The 18,812-nt window shown below is 52.6% G+C and carries 16 protein-coding genes; 14 read left to right on the top strand and 2 right to left on the bottom strand.

The features are described 5' to 3' along the window. The first annotated feature begins 3 nt into the window (after positions 1 to 3). Positions 4 to 663 (top strand): sugar phosphatase, encoded by a 660-nt coding sequence (locus CRO19_RS15335; protein ID WP_097096589.1) that lies wholly within the window; start codon positions 4 to 6, stop codon positions 661 to 663. A gap of 27 nt (positions 664 to 690) precedes the next feature. On the opposite strand, the gene yfbR is transcribed toward CRO19_RS15335, so the two are convergent. Beyond that, positions 691 to 1,290, bottom strand: a complete 600-nt coding sequence (gene yfbR, locus CRO19_RS15340) for a 5'-deoxynucleotidase (protein WP_097096590.1) — start codon at positions 1,288 to 1,290, stop codon at positions 691 to 693. 182 nt (positions 1,291 to 1,472) lie between these two features. After that, positions 1,473 to 2,690, bottom strand: coding sequence for a pyridoxal phosphate-dependent aminotransferase (locus CRO19_RS15350; RefSeq protein WP_097096592.1), 1,218 nt, complete (start codon positions 2,688 to 2,690; stop codon positions 1,473 to 1,475). Between the two features lie 969 nt (positions 2,691 to 3,659). On the opposite strand from CRO19_RS15350, the gene lrhA reads away from it, so the two are divergent. The 13 genes from lrhA (at position 3,660) to nuoM (ending at position 18,810) form a co-directional block, all read left to right on the top strand. Beyond that, positions 3,660 to 4,583, top strand: a complete 924-nt coding sequence (lrhA, locus tag CRO19_RS15355) for a transcriptional regulator LrhA (protein WP_097096593.1) — start codon at positions 3,660 to 3,662, stop codon at positions 4,581 to 4,583. Positions 4,584 to 5,241: 658 nt separating this feature from the next. Continuing rightward, entirely contained in the window at positions 5,242 to 5,685 is a 444-nt protein-coding gene (locus CRO19_RS15360; RefSeq protein ID WP_007889316.1) for an NADH-quinone oxidoreductase subunit A, read from the top strand. Positions 5,686 to 5,700: 15 nt separating this feature from the next. After that, positions 5,701 to 6,381, top strand: a complete 681-nt coding sequence (locus tag CRO19_RS15365) for a NuoB/complex I 20 kDa subunit family protein (RefSeq protein WP_007889318.1) — start codon at positions 5,701 to 5,703, stop codon at positions 6,379 to 6,381. A gap of 116 nt (positions 6,382 to 6,497) precedes the next feature. After that, the gene (nuoC, locus tag CRO19_RS15370) at positions 6,498 to 8,297 is read left to right on the top strand and encodes an NADH-quinone oxidoreductase subunit C/D (RefSeq protein ID WP_097096594.1); all 1,800 of its coding nucleotides are present in this window, start codon (positions 6,498 to 6,500) and stop codon (positions 8,295 to 8,297) included. Between the two features lie 2 nt (positions 8,298 to 8,299). Beyond that, entirely contained in the window at positions 8,300 to 8,815 is a 516-nt protein-coding gene (gene nuoE, locus CRO19_RS15375; protein ID WP_007889323.1) for an NADH-quinone oxidoreductase subunit NuoE, read from the top strand. Positions 8,816 to 8,817: 2 nt separating this feature from the next. After that, complete coding sequence (gene nuoF, locus CRO19_RS15380; RefSeq protein ID WP_176519213.1) at positions 8,818 to 10,158, top strand: NADH-quinone oxidoreductase subunit NuoF; 1,341 nt, start codon at positions 8,818 to 8,820, stop codon at positions 10,156 to 10,158. 102 nt (positions 10,159 to 10,260) lie between these two features. Then, positions 10,261 to 12,984 (top strand): NADH-quinone oxidoreductase subunit NuoG, encoded by a 2,724-nt coding sequence (gene nuoG / locus CRO19_RS15385; protein ID WP_097096595.1) that lies wholly within the window; start codon positions 10,261 to 10,263, stop codon positions 12,982 to 12,984. After that, on the top strand, positions 12,981 to 13,958 hold the full coding sequence (nuoH, locus tag CRO19_RS15390) for an NADH-quinone oxidoreductase subunit NuoH (RefSeq protein WP_007889331.1): 978 nt from the start codon (positions 12,981 to 12,983) through the stop codon (positions 13,956 to 13,958). Before nuoG ends, nuoH begins: the two co-directional genes overlap by 4 nt. A gap of 11 nt (positions 13,959 to 13,969) precedes the next feature. Continuing rightward, positions 13,970 to 14,512 (top strand): NADH-quinone oxidoreductase subunit NuoI, encoded by a 543-nt coding sequence (gene nuoI / locus CRO19_RS15395; protein WP_007889332.1) that lies wholly within the window; start codon positions 13,970 to 13,972, stop codon positions 14,510 to 14,512. A gap of 10 nt (positions 14,513 to 14,522) precedes the next feature. Continuing rightward, complete coding sequence (nuoJ, locus tag CRO19_RS15400; protein WP_097096596.1) at positions 14,523 to 15,074, top strand: NADH-quinone oxidoreductase subunit J; 552 nt, start codon at positions 14,523 to 14,525, stop codon at positions 15,072 to 15,074. Then, positions 15,071 to 15,373 carry an NADH-quinone oxidoreductase subunit NuoK gene (nuoK, locus tag CRO19_RS15405; protein ID WP_007889334.1) on the top strand — a complete coding sequence of 101 codons (303 nt, stop codon included), beginning with the start codon at positions 15,071 to 15,073 and terminating at the stop codon, positions 15,371 to 15,373. The genes nuoJ and nuoK overlap by 4 nt, the downstream gene beginning before the upstream one ends. Beyond that, positions 15,370 to 17,205: an NADH-quinone oxidoreductase subunit L gene (gene nuoL / locus CRO19_RS15410; protein ID WP_097096597.1), complete on the top strand. Its 1,836-nt coding sequence runs from the start codon at positions 15,370 to 15,372 to the stop codon at positions 17,203 to 17,205. The genes nuoK and nuoL overlap by 4 nt, the downstream gene beginning before the upstream one ends. Positions 17,206 to 17,289: 84 nt before the next feature. Continuing rightward, complete coding sequence (gene nuoM / locus CRO19_RS15415) at positions 17,290 to 18,810, top strand: NADH-quinone oxidoreductase subunit M (protein WP_097096598.1); 1,521 nt, start codon at positions 17,290 to 17,292, stop codon at positions 18,808 to 18,810. Positions 18,811 to 18,812: the final 2 nt, after the last annotated feature.

Consider the following 18,812-nt stretch of genomic DNA (forward strand, 5'->3'; position numbering starts at 1 on the left):
CGTGTGAAGTACAGGGGTTTTCTGTTTGATTTAGACGGCACATTGGTGGATTCACTGCCCGCAGTGATTCGTTCATGGTCACTGTGGGGCGAGCGCCACGGTTTGCCGGCGGAAGAGGTCCTGAGCTATATACACGGAAAACCGGCCATTAATTCGTTGCGCCATTTCATGGCCGGGCAATCGGAAGCGGCAATACAGGCGGAATTTCTGTGGCTTGAACGCTTAGAGGCTGAGGATACGCAAGGGGTGCAAGCCATTCCGGGTGCGTTAACGTTACTCGCCACGCTGAACGAGTTACAGATTCCCTGGGCAATTGTGACATCAGGTTCGATTCCAGTTGCGCACGCGCGCCATAAAGCGGCAAATCTACCGATGCCAGAAGTCTTTATCACCGCTGAGAATATTAAGCACGGCAAGCCGAATCCAGAGCCTTATTTGCTGGGCGCTGAACGTTTAGGGCTTTCGGCGAGACACTGCGTTGTCGTTGAGGATGCACCAGCGGGCATCATTTCAGGTTTAGAGGCGGGCAGCGCGGTCATTGCTGTAAACGCACCAGCAGATTCGCCGCGTCTCAACGACGTGGCATTTCGCGTTACGACGCTGGAACCTGTAAAGGTGACGAAAGAGCATAGCGGCGAGTTTACGCTCTCAATTAGTGCATAATGAAACGGGCCTGAACGGCCCGTTTTTTTATAATGGGGTATCTTGCGAAATCTCATCCAATGAAAGGCTAAAGCTGGGGATAAACACCTCAACGAAATAGTCCATCTCCGGCGAGCGACGCTGTGAGAGCGTTTTTTCCAGTCGCGCCTTGGCCAGCAGAAACTCGTTATTACCCGCTGATAACTCTTCCAGACACTTCACGTATGCGCACAACGCATCCGCTTGCTTCACCACCGACTGCTCACTTTCCGTATGTAAATGTTCATCGATTAAGGGGCGATAGGCATCCTGTAATTCTGGTGGCAGCATATCGATCAGTTTCTGCTGAGCAATCTTTTCAATTTTTTTATATTCGTGAGCGATCTGCGCGTTGTAGTACTTCACCGGGGTGGGCAAGTCACCGGTCAGGACTTCGCTGGCGTCGTGATATAACGCCAGCATTGCAATACGCTCGGCATTGAGGTTGCCATTGAATTTTTGGTTTTTGATGATAGCGAGCGCATGCGCGACCATCGCCACTTGCAAACTATGTTCTGAGACGTTTTCAGTACGCACATTGCGCATCAGCGGCCAGCGATTGATCAGTTTGAGGCGGGAGAGGTGGGCGAAAAAATGGCTACGGGTCATGGACTATTCCTGTTCGCACGGCGGGGAAGGTTGGCCTTCCCCGAAATACGATAACTATACCCTAAATAATTTGAGATGCAGGAAGGCGGCAGGTGTGAAACTCCCCAGTCGCTTACAAAAGTAAGTCATTGCGGTGACCACACGCAGCCAACCCCGCTGCAATTCGAAGTATAAAGGATATATTACTGACGATACCCTTGCAGGAAACGACCAAACTTGCTGACGGCCATTTCCAGATCGTCCACGCGCGGCAACGTAACGATGCGCACGTGATCTGGCCATGGCCAGTTGAATGCCGTACCCTGAACCAGCAATACTTTCTCCTGCAGAAGGAAGTCCAGCACCATTTTCTGGTCGTCAAAGATATTGAATTTCTTCGCATCAATGCGCGGGAACATGTAAAGGGCACCTTGTGGTTTCACACAGCTGACGCCAGGGATATCGTTAATCAATTCCCACGCTCGCTGACGTTGTTCGTACAATCGCCCGCCCGGTGTAATGAATTCACTGATACTTTGATAGCCGCCAAGCGCTGTTTGAATCGCATGCTGAGCCGGTACGTTGGCACACAGGCGCATTGACGCCAGCATTTCTAAACCTTCGATATAACCTTTGGCATGTTTCTTAGGGCCGTTCAATACCATCCAACCCTGACGGAAGCCTGCTACCCGATAGGTTTTGGACAAGCCATTAAAGGTAACCGTCAGCAGGTCTGGCGCCAGTGCAGCAATGGAGTGATGCTGTGCTTCGTCGTACAGAATTTTGTCGTAGATTTCGTCAGCGAAAATGATCAGGTTATGCTGACGCGCAATTTCGACGATTTCGAGCAGCAACTCTTTGCTATAAACCGCGCCGGTGGGATTGTTCGGGTTAATAATGACAATGCCGCGCGTACGCGGTGTGATCTTGCTGCGAATGTCATCCAGGTCCGGGAACCAACCCGCCGATTCATCGCACAGATAATGTACGGCTTTACCGCTCGACAATGAAACCGCTGCGGTCCAAAGCGGATAATCCGGTGCGGGAACCAGCATCTCATCGCCGCTGTTCAGCAAAGCCTGCATTGCCTGCACAATCAGTTCCGATACGCCATTGCCAATATAGATGTCTTCAACTGTTACATCACGGATGTCGCGCGCTTGATAGTGCTGCATAATGGCTTTTCGGGCCGAATACAGTCCTTTCGAGTCACAATAGCCTTGAGCGCTGGGCAGGTTACGAATTACATCCACCAGAATTTCATCTGGCGCTTCAAAACCAAACGGAGCAGGGTTGCCGATATTAAGTTTGAGAACCTTGTTGCCTTCTTCTTCGAGACGTTTCGCTTCTTTCAGTACCGGCCCACGGATGTCATAACAGACATTTTCTAGCTTGCCGGATTTATCAATTTGAAAATTCATTATTACCGCCTTTACGGGCAGAGTCCTTTAACCTGCCACCAAAATCAAACCAGCCCAATTTACTCTTCTCAACTTAACAAAAGAAGGGGAGCGCTGGGTTTTGGCGTCTTTGGCACTGATTCATTGTACAGGTGGCGAAAAAGTCATTGAAAATCGATTAATCTGGTTCATTAATCCAGTAATTCTAAAAAAAATGAGATTAAATACTGAGGTGACTTCGTTGCGGTGTAAATGCCTTCTTCCATAGGGAAAGGCATCTATTCAGAAATTTTTCAGTCACAATTGGCTTAAAAAAATATTAGCGACCTGGTGAAATAGTTAAACGAATCTTGTTAGATGATGAAAAAACCTTCAGTAATGATTAAGCACTGGTTGGCGTTACCAAATACAGTTCATTCTCATTCACTTTTTATCTGCGGGATTAACCGCTATTAAAAGGGCTAACACCGTGCAAAACACCCGTAAAATAGCATTTGGGCTGTAACTTTCACGTAAGTGCATAGGATTCAGAACCAGGGGGGCTTAAAAAAAGAGCAGTGTTATGGCAGGATGTGTTTGAAAAGCCTTTTGGTCAAAAATTGCGATGTTTTGAACAAAAACATTTCCATTTATAGCGTAAAAATGATTAAGTATAATTTATTATTTGATGCACATTATAGCTTCGCATCGACATAACATGATGTTATCTCTTTTGAACCCGCAGGGATTTTTTCGCGGGGCGCATAGACAACTACGCAGCTTCCAGCACCTGTACGACATACGTCTTCGGCCCAGAAGTTCTGCTGTCTATAATGACGCCACTGCTCTGAACTCAGAGTGGTGCGATCGTCGGCATCCGCCTGACAATTTTTTTTATGGCAGCCTCCACACAGGGGCTGTCATTAAGCACCATTACCTCTTATCTATTTGATAAGACAGGTAATACACCAGGGTAGTAGTTTTAAAAAATCTTATAAGTGAAGAAAAAACATGACTAATGCAAATCGTCCGATACTGAATCTCGACCTCGATCTGCTGCGTACCTTTGTTGCCGTTGCCGATCTGAATACTTTTGCAGCAGCGGCTGCAGCAGTTTGCAGAACGCAGTCAGCAGTAAGTCAGCAGATGCAACGTCTGGAACAATTGGTTGGTAAAGAGCTGTTTGCCAGACATGGACGTAATAAACTGCTGACGGAGCATGGCATTCAACTGCTGGGTTACGCCAGGAAGATCCTTCGTTTTAACGACGAAGCTTGCACCTCTTTAATGTACAGCAACATCCAGGGCGTACTGACCATTGGCGCTTCAGATGATACCTCCGATACCATTCTGCCGTTCCTGCTTAATCGCGTAACGTCGGTTTATCCGAAGCTGGCCATTGATGTTCGTGTGAAGCGCAACCCGTTCATGATGGAAATGCTGAATCAAGGTGAAGTTGATCTGGTTGTGACCACGTCCAGCCCGGGCAATTTCACCCACCAGGTACTGCGTACCTCACCAACGTTATGGTATTGCGCGGCAGATTATATCTTCCAGCGTGGTGAAGCCATTCCTTTGGTTCTGCTGGATGAGCCAAGTCCTTATCGCGATATGGCAATTGATCATCTCAATGAAGCGGGCATTCCGTGGCGTATCTCGTACGTCGCGTCAACGCTGGCTGCTGTGCGTGCGGCCGTAAAGGCTGGTTTGGGTGTAACGGCGCGTCCCGTTGAGATGATGAGCCCAGAATTGCGCGTAATGGGCGCGGCAGAAGGTTTACCGGTATTACCTGATACCCAATACTTGCTGTGCCGTAACACTGATAGCGACAATGAACTGGCTTTGGCCATTTTCAATGCGATGCAGTCAACCAATGATCCTTATAATCTGAGCGCCAATCCAGACGGTACCTTATTGCTGGATGATGAAGAGTAGAGAGTAGACTGCTGGTAATTCCTCGCAAATGGAATGCCTGCTAATTGTTAAAATTGATAAAAATAAGCCTTAGCGTGGTAATTTCCTGCTAGGGCTTTTTTTATGGCATTTTAAAAGCGTTTTTTTATCCATTTTATCGATGATAATTTTTCTGCGATTATAAATAATGAAATGTGTTCCATTTTGCTCCAATCTGGAATGCTTTTATCAATTCGTGCCAACTTTCGTGTGCTATTACCCTCGCTCTTCGCCGTTTTTTTCCTCATAAAACCCATTTATGTGCTTTGGATCAAAAAAATACCCCTGATAAGGGGGGGGAATCTCAGGCAAGACCTGTCAAAATATGATTGTTAAATGCACGATCCATGCATGTGAATACCCGCTACACTAAAATTAACCTCACAAACTGAAGCGATTAAGCTGGCGCTGACGAGGCTGGATGTTAATAATATGATGCAGGTGTAAAATAATGTTTGGATACTTTTGTCAAAGTTGACAAAAGGTTATAGAAAGGAGTAAAAACCCCTATAAAATTGCTGCTTTAATGCTAATGACAGCAAAGTTTATAAGGTTTTTTATCCTTCCCTTGAATCGATGTGGTGTGTTTGCTGCAACAGTGCAGGATGCCATCACCACTTTTGATGAGTAAGCAAAGAGTATGTCGACAACTACAGAAGTGATCGCTCATCACTGGGCATTTATTGTTTTTATCGTTATTGCGTTTGGCCTGTGTGCCTTCATGTTGACCGGTGGCTGGCTGTTAGGTGGACGTGCGCGTGCACGACACAAAGACACCCCATTTGAATCGGGTATTGAGTCTGTCGGTGATACTCATATTCGCCTCTCTGCAAAATTCTATCTGGTTGCGATGTTCTTCGTCATTTTCGACGTCGAAGCCCTCTATTTATACGCATGGTCGACGTCCATCCGCGAAAGTGGCTGGGTCGGCTTTGTCGAAGCCGCAATTTTCATTTTGGTGCTCTTGGCAGGCCTGGTTTATCTGGTGCGCATCGGTGCGCTGGATTGGGCTCCTGCGCGTCGTCGCGTAGTAGTCAAATCTGTCCCGGTCAGTCACAGCCACACCAACCCTCATAAGCAGTAAAAGCGAGGCAATAAGATGGACTACACGCTGACACGCGTAGACCCGAACGGGGGCGGCGATAACGATCGTTATCCTCTGCAGAAACAGGAAATTGTTACCGATCCGCTGGAGCAACACGTTCATCGCAGCGTCTATATGGGCAAGCTTGAACATGCTCTGCATGACATGGTGAACTGGGGGCGTAAAAACTCACTCTGGCCTTATAACTTCGGTCTTTCCTGCTGCTACGTAGAAATGACCACGTCCTTCACGGCGGTGCATGATGTGGCACGTTTTGGCGCGGAAGTTATGCGCGCCTCGCCACGTCAGGCTGACTTCATGGTGATTGCCGGAACGCCATTTACTAAAATGGCGCCGGTTATTCAGCGTTTATATGATCAGATGCTGGAGCCGAAGTGGGTGATTTCTATGGGCGCTTGCGCTAACTCGGGTGGCATGTATGACATCTACTCAGTGGTGCAAGGTGTCGATAAATTCCTGCCGGTTGACGTTTATATTCCTGGCTGCCCACCGCGTCCAGAAGCCTACATGCAGGCTTTACTGCTGTTGCGTGAGTCGATTGGCAAAGAGCGTCGCCCACTCTCATGGGTGGTAGGGGATCAAGGGGTTTATCGCGCCAATATGCAGCCAGAGCGTGAAAGAAAACGTGGCGAGCGTATTGCCGTCACCAACCTGAGAACGCCTGACGAAGTATAAGCTTCCCGTACACGGATGGAGCCACGGCCGCAGCAGAACACCACAATTTAATGTGCGCCGCCATCCTGACGCCTTCTTTTGAGCGCCTGATTACAGGCCGGAATGGTGAGTAACGTATGACTGATTTAACCACGCAAGATCTCGCACAGCCTTCATGGCAAACCCGCGATCACCTGGATGACCCAGTGGTCGGCGAGCTGCGTAACCGTTTTGGGCCGGATGCCTTTACCGTTCAGGCCACCCGCACCGGAATTCCGGTGGTATGGGTGAAGCGTGAACAGCTATTGGAAATTGTTGAGTTCCTGCGCAAGCTGCCAAAACCGTATGTCATGCTGTATGACTTACATGGTTTTGATGAGCGCCTACGCACTAACCGCGCCGGTTTGCCCGCTGCGGATTTTTCCGTTTTCTATCACCTGCTGTCGATTGAACGCAACCGTGACATCATGCTCAAGGTGGCGCTGTCAGAAAACGATTTAAATGTGCCAACCATCACCAAAATTTTTGCCAATGCCAACTGGTATGAGCGCGAAACCTGGGAGATGTTTGGTATCACCTTCAATGGTCACCCGCACCTGACGCGCATCATGATGCCACAGACCTGGGAAGGCCATCCGCTGCGTAAAGATTACCCCGCGCGTGCCACCGAATTCGATCCCTTTGAGCTGACCAAGCAGAAAGAAGATCTGGAGATGGAGGCGCTAACCTTCAAGCCGGAAGATTGGGGCATGAAGCGTAGCACCGCCAATGAAGACTTCATGTTCCTCAACCTTGGCCCTAACCACCCATCTGCGCACGGTGCTTTCCGCATCATTTTGCAGTTGGATGGCGAAGAGATCGTCGATTGCGTTCCCGATGTTGGCTACCACCATCGTGGCGCTGAAAAGATGGGCGAGCGCCAATCCTGGCACAGCTACATTCCGTACACCGACCGTATCGAGTATCTCGGCGGCTGTGTCAACGAAATGCCGTATGTGCTGGCAGTAGAAAAACTGGCGGGCATCACCGTACCGGATCGCGTCAACGTGATTCGCGTGATGCTGTCCGAGCTGTTCCGCATCAATAGCCATCTGCTCTATATCTCCACCTTTATTCAGGACGTCGGCGCCATGACGCCGGTGTTCTTCGCCTTTACCGACCGTCAGAAAATTTATGACGTGGTTGAAGCGATCACCGGTTTCCGTATGCACCCAGCGTGGTTCCGCATTGGTGGCGTCGCGCATGATCTGCCGAAAGGCTGGGAGCGCTTGCTGCGCGACTTCCTCGACTGGATGCCGAAGCGTCTGAAAGAGTACGACAAAGCTGCGCTGCGCAATACCGTGCTAATGGGCCGTTCGCAGGGCGTGGCGGCGTACAACATGGATGAAGCACTGGCGTGGGGCACCACCGGTGCCGGTCTGCGTGCTACCGGCTTAGATTTTGACGTGCGTAAATGGCGTCCGTATTCAGGCTACGAAAACTTCGATTTCGAAATTCCCGTTGGCGCTGGCATCAGTGATGCGTACACCCGCGTTCAGCTGAAAATGGAAGAGATGTGGCAGTCACTGCGTATCCTGGAACAGTGTCTGAACAACATGCCTGAAGGCCCGTTCAAAGCGGATCATCCGCTGACCACGCCGCCACCGAAAGAGCGCACGCTGCAGCACATTGAAACCCTGATCACCCACTTCCTGCAGGTTTCGTGGGGACCGGTAATGCCGGCCAATGAATCCTTCCAGATGATTGAGGCGACTAAAGGGATCAACAGTTACTACCTGACCAGCGATGGCAGCACCATGAGCTATCGCACCCGCGTGCGTACGCCGAGCTTCCCGCACCTGCAGCAGATCCCGTCCGTGATCCGCGGCAGCCTGGTATCCGACTTGATCGTTTACCTCGGTAGTATCGATTTTGTTATGTCAGACGTGGACCGCTAATTATGCACGATCAAAAAATTGCTATTCACACCATCGACCCGACTGAGGTCTTCGTGCTGAGCGAGGCCGAGCACCACGCTATCGAGCACGAAAAGCACCATTACGAAGATGCGCGTGCGGCTTCGATTGAAGCGTTGAAGATCGTGCAGAAACAGCGCGGTTGGGTGCCGGATGGCGCGATTAACGCTATCGCAGAAGTACTCGGAATTCCCGCCAGTGATGTGGAAGGTGTTGCCACTTTCTATAGCCAGATCTACCGCACGCCGGTTGGCCGTCACGTGATTCGCTACTGCGACAGCGTAGTGTGCCATATCACCGGTTATCAGGGCATTCAGGACGCACTTGAGCAGAAGCTGAATATTAAGCCTGGTCAAACCACGGCGGATGGTCGCTTTACGCTCTTGCCTACCTGCTGCCTCGGTAATTGCGATAAAGGGCCAACCATGATGGTGGACGAAGATACGCATGTTCATCTGACGCCTGAAGGCATCGCCAACTTGCTGGAGCAGTATCAATGACCATTAAACAGATCATTCGTACTGCTGAAACGCATCCATTGACCTGGCGTCTTCGTGACGACAAACAGCCAATCTGGATCGATGAATATCGCAGTAAAAACGGCTATGTCGGTGCTGAAAAAGCGCTGAAAGATTTCAGTCAGGACGAAATTGTCGCGGCGGTAAAAGACTCGGGCCTGAAAGGCCGCGGTGGCGCCGGCTTTAACACCGGCCTGAAGTGGAGCCTGATGCCGAAAGACGAATCCATGAACATCCGTTATCTGCTGTGTAACGCCGATGAAATGGAGCCAGGCACTTATAAAGACCGCTTACTGATGGAGCAATTGCCGCATCAGTTAGTTGAAGGGATGTTAATCAGTGCGTTCGCGCTGAAAGCCTATCGTGGCTACATCTTCTTACGTGGCGAGTACATTGAAGCGGCGGTTAACCTGCGTCGCGCGATTGCCGAAGCCACTGAAGCAGGTTATCTCGGTAAAAACATTCTTGGCACCGGTTTTGATTTTGAGCTGATTGTTCACACCGGCGCAGGTCGTTATATCTGCGGTGAAGAGACTGCGCTAATCAACTCGCTGGAAGGCCGTCGTGCCAATCCGCGTTCCAAGCCACCGTTCCCGGCGAGTGCCGGCGTATGGGGCAAGCCGACCTGCGTGAACAACGTGGAAACGCTGTCGAACGTGCCGGCTATCTTCCTTAACGGCGTTGATTGGTACAAAAACATCTCTACCAGTGAAGACACTGGCACCAAGATGATGGGCTTCTCCGGTCGCGTGAAAAATCCTGGCGTGTGGGAACTGCCGTTCGGTACCACCGCACGTGAAATCCTCGAGGATTACGCTGGCGGCATGCGCGATGGCTTGAAATTCAAAGCCTGGCAGCCAGGCGGGGCAGGAACCGACTTCCTCACCGATCAGCATCTCGATCTGCCCATGGAATTTGCCAGCATCGGTAAAGCCGGTAGCCGTTTAGGTACCGCCTTGGCAATGGCGGTCGATCACGAAATCAATATGGTTTCGCTGGTGCGCAATCTGGAAGAGTTCTTTGCACGCGAATCCTGCGGCTGGTGTACGCCATGCCGTGATGGATTGCCGTGGAGCGTGAAGATCCTGCGTGCGCTGGAGCAGAAGAAAGGCCAGCCGGGTGATATTGAAACTCTGCAGCAACTCTGCCGTCAGCTTGGCCCAGGTAAAACCTTCTGTGCCCACGCACCGGGCGCCGTTGAGCCATTGCAGAGCGCGATCAAATATTTCCGTGAAGAGTTTGAAGCTGGCATTGCGCCGCAGGTGTTTGGCAATACCCGAGCCATCGGCGGTATTCAGCCGAACCTGCTGAAAGCGCGCTGGTAATCAGCCGCCGTACACGGAGCTCACCCTGGCCGAAATGGCGAGGGGAAAGAATTAGATGTTTAACGCTCGTCTTAGGGCGAGCCTTACGGAAGCATGTTCACTATGGCTACAATCCATGTAGACGGTAAAGAATATGATGTGAACGGAGCGGACAACCTGCTGCAGGCGTGTCTCTCTCTGGGCCTTGATATTCCTTATTTTTGCTGGCATCCGGCGCTGGGAAGCGTAGGGGCCTGCCGCCAGTGCGCGGTGAAGCAATTCCAGAATGCCGAAGATACCCGCGGTCGCCTCGTCATGTCCTGCATGACGCCGGCGTCGGACGGCACCTTTATTTCCATCGACGATGGCGAAGCGAAAGAGTTTCGTGAAAGCGTGGTGGAATGGCTGATGACCAACCATCCGCACGACTGCCCAGTGTGCGAAGAGGGCGGTAACTGCCACCTGCAAGATATGACGGTAATGACCGGACACAGTTTCCGTCGCTACCGCTTCACTAAGCGCACGCACCAGAATCAGGATCTCGGCCCGTTCATTTCGCACGAGATGAACCGCTGTATCGCCTGTTATCGCTGCGTGCGTTACTACAAAGATTATGCCGACGGCAAAGATCTTGGCGTTTACGGTGCACATGACAACGTCTACTTCGGTCGTCCGGAAGATGGCACGCTGGAAAGCGAATTCTCCGGTAACCTGGTAGAAATTTGCCCGACCGGCGTATTTACCGATAAAACCCACTCTGAACGTTATAACCGTAAATGGGACATGCAGTTCGCGCCAAGCATCTGCCAGCAGTGCAGCGTGGGTTGTAATACCAGCCCTGGCGAGCGCTACGGTGAATTGCGTCGTATTGAAAACCGCTACAACGGCAGCGTAAACCACTATTTCCTCTGCGATCGCGGCCGTTTTGGTTATGGCTACGTTAATCGCAAAGATCGTCCTCGTCATCCGGTGCAACAGCGCGGCAACGATACGGTCAGCCTGAATGCTGAACAAGCGGTGAATGCGGCGGCGGATGTTCTGCGTCGAGCGAAGAAAGTGATCGGTATCGGTTCACCTCGTGCCAGCATCGAAAGCAACTTTGCGTTGCGTGAGCTGGTGGGCGCAGAAAACTTCTCTACCGGTATGCCGGCAGGTGAGCAGGCGCGCGTGGAGCTGATGCTGAAAGTGCTGCAGGACGGCGGCGTTTACACGCCATCGCTGCGCGAAATTGAAAGTTACGATGCGGTGCTGGTGCTGGGTGAAGATTTGACTCAGGTTGGCGCGCGCGTGGCGCTGTCTGTACGCCAGGCGGTAAAAGGTAAAGCACGTGAGATGGCAGCCGCACAGAAAGTGGCTGACTGGCAAATCGCGGCAATCCTTAATATCGGTCAGCATGCCAAACATCCGCTGTTCGTGACCAACGTTGACGAAACCCGACTGGATGATATCGCGGCATGGAGCTATCGTGCGCCGGTGGAAGATCAGGCACGCCTCGGTTTCGCCATTGCCAATGCGCTTGATGAAAGCGCTCCGGCAGTAAGCGGTTTCGACAGCCAACTGAACGGCAAATTAGATGTCGTGGTTCAGGCGCTGGCGGGTGCGAAAAAACCGCTGATCATCTCAGGTACGCATTCCGGTAGCATCGCGATGATTGAAGCCGCCGCGAACGTGGCGAAAGCCTTGAAAGCGCGCGGAGCCGATGTCGGCATTACCTTGCTAGCCGGTGCGGCGAACAGCTTTGGCCTCGGCCTGATGGGCGGGCAATCGCTGGATAGCGCACTGGAGCAGCTGAGTAAAGGCGAAGCCGATGCGTTAGTGGTGCTGGAAAACGATCTCTATCGTCATGCGCCAAAAGCCAAGGTGGATGCGGCGCTGGATACTACAGCGAATGTGATTGTGGTCGATCATCAGCGTACTGCAACATTGGAGAAAGCCGGTTTAGTGCTTTCTACCGCCAGCTTCGCTGAGAGCGATGGCACATCGATTAACCACGAAGGTCGCGCTCAGCGCTTCTTCCAGGTTTATGATCCTTCTTATTACGATAACAGCGTAGTGATGCTGGAAAGCTGGCGCTGGTTACGCTCGCTGCACAGTGCCATTGAAAGTCGTCATATCGATTGGACGCAGTTAGACCACGTCATTGATGCCACCGTTGCGGCTCTTCCGCAGCTGAAAGGCATTAAGGATGCCGCGCCAGATGCGAGCTTCCGTATTCGCGGTCAAAAACTGGCCCGTTCACCGCACCGCAGCAGCGGCCGTACCGCGATGCGCGCCGATATCAGTGTGCATGAACCGCGTCAGCCGCAGGATAAAGACACCATGTTTGCCTTCTCGATGGAAGGTAACAACCAGCCGGGTGCACCACGTTCGCAAATTCCATTTGCCTGGGCGCCAGGCTGGAACTCGCCGCAAGCATGGAACAAATTCCAGGCTGAAGTGGGCGGCAAACTGCGTCATGGCGATCCGGGCGTGCGATTGTTCGAAGCGAGTGATCGCACACTGCCATGGTTCACCGCTATTCCAGAAAGCTTCGTTGAAGGCAGCCAGTGGCGTGTCGCACCTTACTACCAGCTGTTTGGTAGTGAGGAGATGACGCAGCGTTCACCGACATTCCAGAAACGGATGTCTCCGGCCACGCTGGTGATCAACCCTGCCGATGCTGAGAAACTGGGCGTGAATAACGGTTCCTCTGTGGAGCTGGTATGCGCCGGTGAAACGCTGCGTTTGCCGGTACGTTTCTCTGCGTCACTGCAAGCTGGGCAGGTAGGTTTACCGCTCGGTATGCCGGGCGTGCCGCCGTTCCTCTCAGGTGCGCAAATTGACAAACTGCAGGAGGCCGCGCAATGAGCTGGCTGACACCGGATGTTATTGAAATCCTGATCAACATCGGCAAAGCGCTGGTCATCCTGCTGGTAGTGGTAGGTTGCGGCGCCTTTATGAGTTTCGCTGAACGTCGTCTGCTCGGTTTATGGCAGAACCGTTACGGACCGAACCGTGTCGGTTGGGGCGGCTCGCTGCAGCTGGCTGCTGACATGATCAAAATGTTCTTCAAAGAGGACTGGGTTCCGCCGTTTACCGATCGCTTCATCTTTACGCTGGCACCGGTTATTGCCTTCGTATCGCTGCTGCTGGCGTTTGCCATTGTGCCGGTTTCGCCAACGTGGATGGTCACTGACCTGAACATCGGTTTGCTGTTCTTCCTGATGATGGCGGGTCTGGCGGTTTATGCGGTGCTGTTCGCCGGCTGGTCAAGTAACAACAAATACTCACTGCTGGGTGCGATGCGTGCCTCAGCGCAGACGCTGAGCTACGAAGTGTTCCTTGGTTTGTCACTGATGGGGGTGGTGGCGCAAGCCGGTTCATTCAACATGAACGCCATCGTCGAAAGCCAGGCGCATCTGTGGAACATCATTCCACAATTCTTCGGCTTCCTGACGTTCTGTATCGCGGGCGTAGCGGTCTGTCACCGCCACCCATTTGACCAGCCAGAAGCCGAGCAGGAACTGGCGGACGGTTATCACATTGAATATGCCGGTATGAAGTTCGGCTTGTTCTTCGTCGGTGAATACGTTGCGATCACCACCGTGTCAGCGCTGATTGTTACGCTGTTCTTCGGTGGCTGGCACGGTCCGTTCCTGCCGCCATTCATCTGGTTCGCTCTGAAAACAGCGTTCTTTATGGTGATGTTTATCCTGATTCGTGCTGCGCTGCCGCGTCCACGCTATGACCAGGTGCTGTCGTTCGGCTGGAAAGTGTGTCTGCCGTTGACGCTGTTGAACCTGCTGGCAACCGCCGCAGTGATTCTGTCCACCGCGCAGTAAGGGACAATGAAATGACTTTAAAAGATATTGTCGTTGGCTTCGGCACGACAGTGCGCAGTATCTGGATGATAGGCATGCATGCCTTCGCCAAGCGCGAAACTCAAATGTATCCGGAAGAGCCGGTTTATCTGCCGCCGCGCTATCGTGGACGTATTGTGCTGACGCGCGATCCGGATGGGGCCGAGCGTTGCGTAGCCTGTAACTTATGTGCGGTAGCGTGCCCTGTGGGCTGTATCTCGCTGCAGAAAGCCGAGACGCAGGATGGACGCTGGTATCCGGAGTTTTTCCGCATCAACTTCTCACGCTGCATCTTCTGTGGTCTGTGCGAAGAAGCTTGCCCAACCACCGCGATTCAGCTGACGCCAGATTTCGAACTGGGTGAGTTCAAGCGTCAGGATCTGGTGTATGAGAAGGAAGATCTGCTGATTTCCGGTCCGGGTAAATACCCGGAATACAACTTCTATCGTATGGCTGGTATGGCGATCGACGGAAAAGAGAAGGGCGAAGCGGAAAACGAAGCCAAGCCGATCGACGTCAAAGGGTTGTTACCTTAAGGAGCCAGGTATGGAATTTGCGTTTTATCTTTGCGGACTGGTGGCGGTGCTGACGACGTTGCGCGTCATCACGCATACCAATCCGGTACATGCGCTGCTGTACCTGATTGTCTCGCTGCTGTCGATCGCTGGCGTGTTCTTCTCGATGGGGGCTTACTTTGCTGGCGCCCTGGAAATCATCGTCTATGCCGGTGCCATTATGGTGCTGTTCGTCTTCGTGGTGATGATGCTGAACCTGGGTAAAACCCAGCAGGATCAAGAGCGTGAGTGGCTGAAGCCTTCACTGTGGATTGGTCCAGGCATCGTCTCTTTGCTGCTGTTGGTGGTGATGATTTACGCTATCAGCACTGCGCACGATCAGGGCATTGATGGCACCATCATCGACGCCAAAGCCGTAGGTATCAGCCTATTTGGTCCGTACGTTCTGGCAGTGGAACTGGCATCCATGCTGCTGCTGGCCGGTCTGGTGGTGGCATTCCATATTGGGCGTGAAGAGCGTCACGGCGAAGTGCTGAGCAATCGTCAAGCGGATGCGCAAGCGAATAAGGAGGATCACGCATGATCCCGTTACAACACGGTCTGATGTTGGCCGCTGTGCTGTTTGTTCTCGGCCTGACCTCCGTGGTGCTGCGTCGTAATATCCTGTTTATGCTGATTGGTCTGGAAATCATGATCAATGCCTCGGCGTTAGCGCTGGTGGTGGCGGGCAGCTATTGGGGACAAGCTGACGGCCAGGTGATGTACATTCTGGCCATCAGCCTTGCGGCGGCGGAAGCGAGTATTGGTCTGGCGCTGTTGCTCCAGCTCTATCGTCGTCGTCAGACGCTGAACATTGACACAGTGAGCGAGATGCGCGGATGAATCTTCTTTATTTAACCGTATTATTTCCGCTGATTGGCTTCTTGCTGTTAGCGTTTTCACGCGGTCGCTGGTCGGAAAACCTGTCGGCTGCCGTTGGCATGGGTTCTGTTGGTCTGGCAGCATTGACCACTATTTATGCCGGTTTTGACTTCTTCAACCAGGGCCAGCAGCCGTTCACTCAGGCGCTGTGGACCTGGATTCACGTTGGCAATTTCAATATCAAAGTAAACCTGGTGCTGGATGGCTTATCGCTGACCATGCTGTCAGTCGTCACCGGCGTTGGTTTCTTCATCCACATGTTCGCTTCATGGTACATGCGTGGCGAAGAAGGTTATTCGCGCTTCTTCGCATACACCAACCTGTTCATTGCGAGCATGGTGGTGTTGGTGCTGGCCGATAACCTGATGCTGATGTATCTCGGCTGGGAAGGCGTGGGCCTGTGCTCCTATCTGCTGATTGGCTTCTACTACAGCAATCCAGAAAACGGCAAAGCGGCGATGAAAGCCTTCATCATCACCCGCGTTGGTGACGTGTTCCTCGCTTTCGCGTTGTTCATCCTTTACAACGAACTCGGTACGCTGAACTTCCGCGAACTGGTTGAGCTGGCACCAGCGCACTTCGCTGCTAACAATCACATGCTGCAGTGGGCAACGCTGATGCTGTTGGGTGGCGCGGTCGGTAAATCTGCACAGCTGCCGCTACAAACCTGGCTGGCGGATGCGATGGCGGGCCCAACTCCGGTTTCGGCGCTGATTCACGCCGCAACCATGGTTACCGCCGGTGTCTACCTGATTGCGCGTACGCATGGTTTGTTCCTGTTGACGCCGGAAGTCCTGCATCTGGTGGGCATTGTGGGTGCGGTTACGCTGGTGCTGGCAGGTTTTGCTGCGCTGGTGCAAACCGACATCAAACGCGTGCTGGCCTACTCCACCATGAGTCAGATCGGCTACATGTTCCTCGCGCTTGGCGTGCAGGCATGGGACGCGGCAATTTTCCATCTGATGACGCATGCGTTCTTTAAAGCCTTGCTGTTCCTCTCTTCAGGCTCGGTCATTCTTGCCTGCCACCATGAGCAAAACATCTTCAAGATGGGCGGCCTGCGTAAGAGCATTCCGCTGGTCTACGTCTGCTTCCTGGTGGGCGGCGCGGCGCTGGCGGCACTGCCGCTGATCACCGCAGGCTTCTACAGTAAAGATGAAATCCTGTTTGGTGCGCTGGCAAATGGCCACATCAATCTGATGGTTGCGGGTCTGGTGGGTGCATTCCTCACCTCGATCTACACCTTCCGCATGATCTTTATCGTGTTCCACGGCGAAGAGAAAATCCATGCGCACGCCGGCAAAGGCATTACGCATCATCTGCCGCTGATTGTGCTGATGGTGCTCTCCACCTTTATTGGTGCGCTGATTACACCTCCTTTGGCGGGCGTATTGCCACAGAACGAGTTTGGTGAAGGCGGCAAAGTGATGCTGGAAATCACCTCAGGCGTAGTGGCTATCGTCGGAATCCTGATCGCTGCAGCGCTGTGGCTGGGTAAACGTCAGCTGGTGACCAGCATCGCCAACAGCGCGCCGGGTCGTTTCTTCGGCACCTGGTGGTTCGCGGCCTGGGGCTTCGACTGGCTGTATGACAAGGTGTTCGTAAAACCTTATCTCGGCATCGCCTGGCTGCTGAAGCGCGATCCACTTAACTCACTGATGAACCTGCCTGCGCTGCTGTCGCGTATCGGTAATAAAGGATTGGTGGTGAGCGAAAACGGTTATCTGCGCTGGTACGTGGCTTCGATGAGCGTTGGCGCGGTGGTGGTGCTGGCGCTGCTGCTGGTGATGTAAAGATTGATGAGCGGGGCGGGTTCGCTCGCCCAATTAGAATGTCAAAAATTGCCTGAAGTAAGGCAATAAAAAGGGAAGTTTGCCGTGTTATTACCTTGGCTAATAATCATACCTTTTGTCGGTGGCTTGCTCTGCTGGCTGGCGGAGCGCCTTGGCGCGAAAGTTCCGCGCTGGATTGCCATGATCACCATGGGCCTGACGCTGGCGCTTGGCCTGCAGCTCTGGTTGCAGGGAGGCTATTCACTGACGCAGGCTGCGGGCATTCCGCAATGGCAATCGACTTTCTCCGTGCCGTGGATTCCGCGTTTTGGTATCAACTTCCATCTGGCGATTGATGGTCTGTCGCTGCTGATGGTGGTGTTGACCGGCCTGCTCGGCCTGATGGCAGTACTGTGTTCCTGGAACGAAATTGAGAAGTATCAGGGCTTCTTCCACCTCAATCTGATGTGGATTCTTGGCGGTGTGATTGGCGTGTTCCTCTCCATCGACATGTTCCTGTTCTTCTTCTTCTGGGAAATGATGCTGGTGCCGATGTACTTCCTCATCGCGCTTTGGGGGCATAAAGCTTCTGACGGTAAAACGCGCATCAGTGCGGCGACCAAGTTCTTCATCTATACCCAGGCTTCCGGTCTGATTATGCTGGTCGCGATTCTGGCGCTGGTATTTGTACACTACAACGCAACCGGCGTGTGGACCTTCAGCTATGAAGAGTTGCTGAAAACCCCGATGTCACACACCGTTGAATATCTGCTGATGCTGGGCTTCTTCATCGCCTTTGCGGTGAAAATGCCGGTGGTGCCACTGCACGGTTGGCTGCCTGATGCGCATAGCCAGGCACCGACCGCGGGTTCAGTTGACCTCGCCGGTATTTTGCTAAAAACCGCCGCCTACGGCCTGTTGCGCTTTAGCCTGCCGCTGTTCCCGAACGCGTCTGCGGAATTCGCACCTATTGCGATGTGGCTGGGTATTATTGGCATCTTCTACGGGGCGTGGATGGCCTTCTCACAGACTGATATCAAACGTCTGATTGCCTACACCTCGATTTCGCACATGGGCTTCGTGCTGATTGCCATCTACACCGGCAGCCAGTTGGCATTCCAGGGCGCGGTTATCCAGATGATTGCCCATGGCCTGTCTGCGGCGGCGCTGTTTATCTTGTGTGGCCAACTGTATGAACGTCTCCATACGCGTGATATGCGTCAGATGGGGGGGTTGTGGTCGCGGATTAAGTGGATTCCGGGTCTGTCGCTGTTCTTCGCAGTCGCTAACCTGGGTATGCCGGGTACCGGTAACTTCGTTGGCGAATTCATGATTCTGACCGGCAGCTTCCAGGTGGTGCCGGTGATTATCGTAATAGCGACCTTTGGTCTGGTGTTTGCTTCGGTTTACTCCTTGATCATGATGCAACGCGCTTATTTCGGTGAAGCGAAATCGAAAGATCCGCTGCCGGGCATGTCACCGCGTGAGTTTATGACTATCGGCGTATTGGTGGTGCTGTTGGTGCTGCTGGGGATTTATCCACAGCCGATCCTCGACACGTCCCATGCTGCGATGAGCAATATTCAGCAGTGGTTTACCGCTTCAATTTCAACTACAAGGCCGTAATT

Source organism: Candidatus Pantoea floridensis (assembly GCF_900215435.1).
GTDB classification, from domain to species: domain Bacteria; phylum Pseudomonadota; class Gammaproteobacteria; order Enterobacterales; family Enterobacteriaceae; genus Pantoea; species Pantoea floridensis.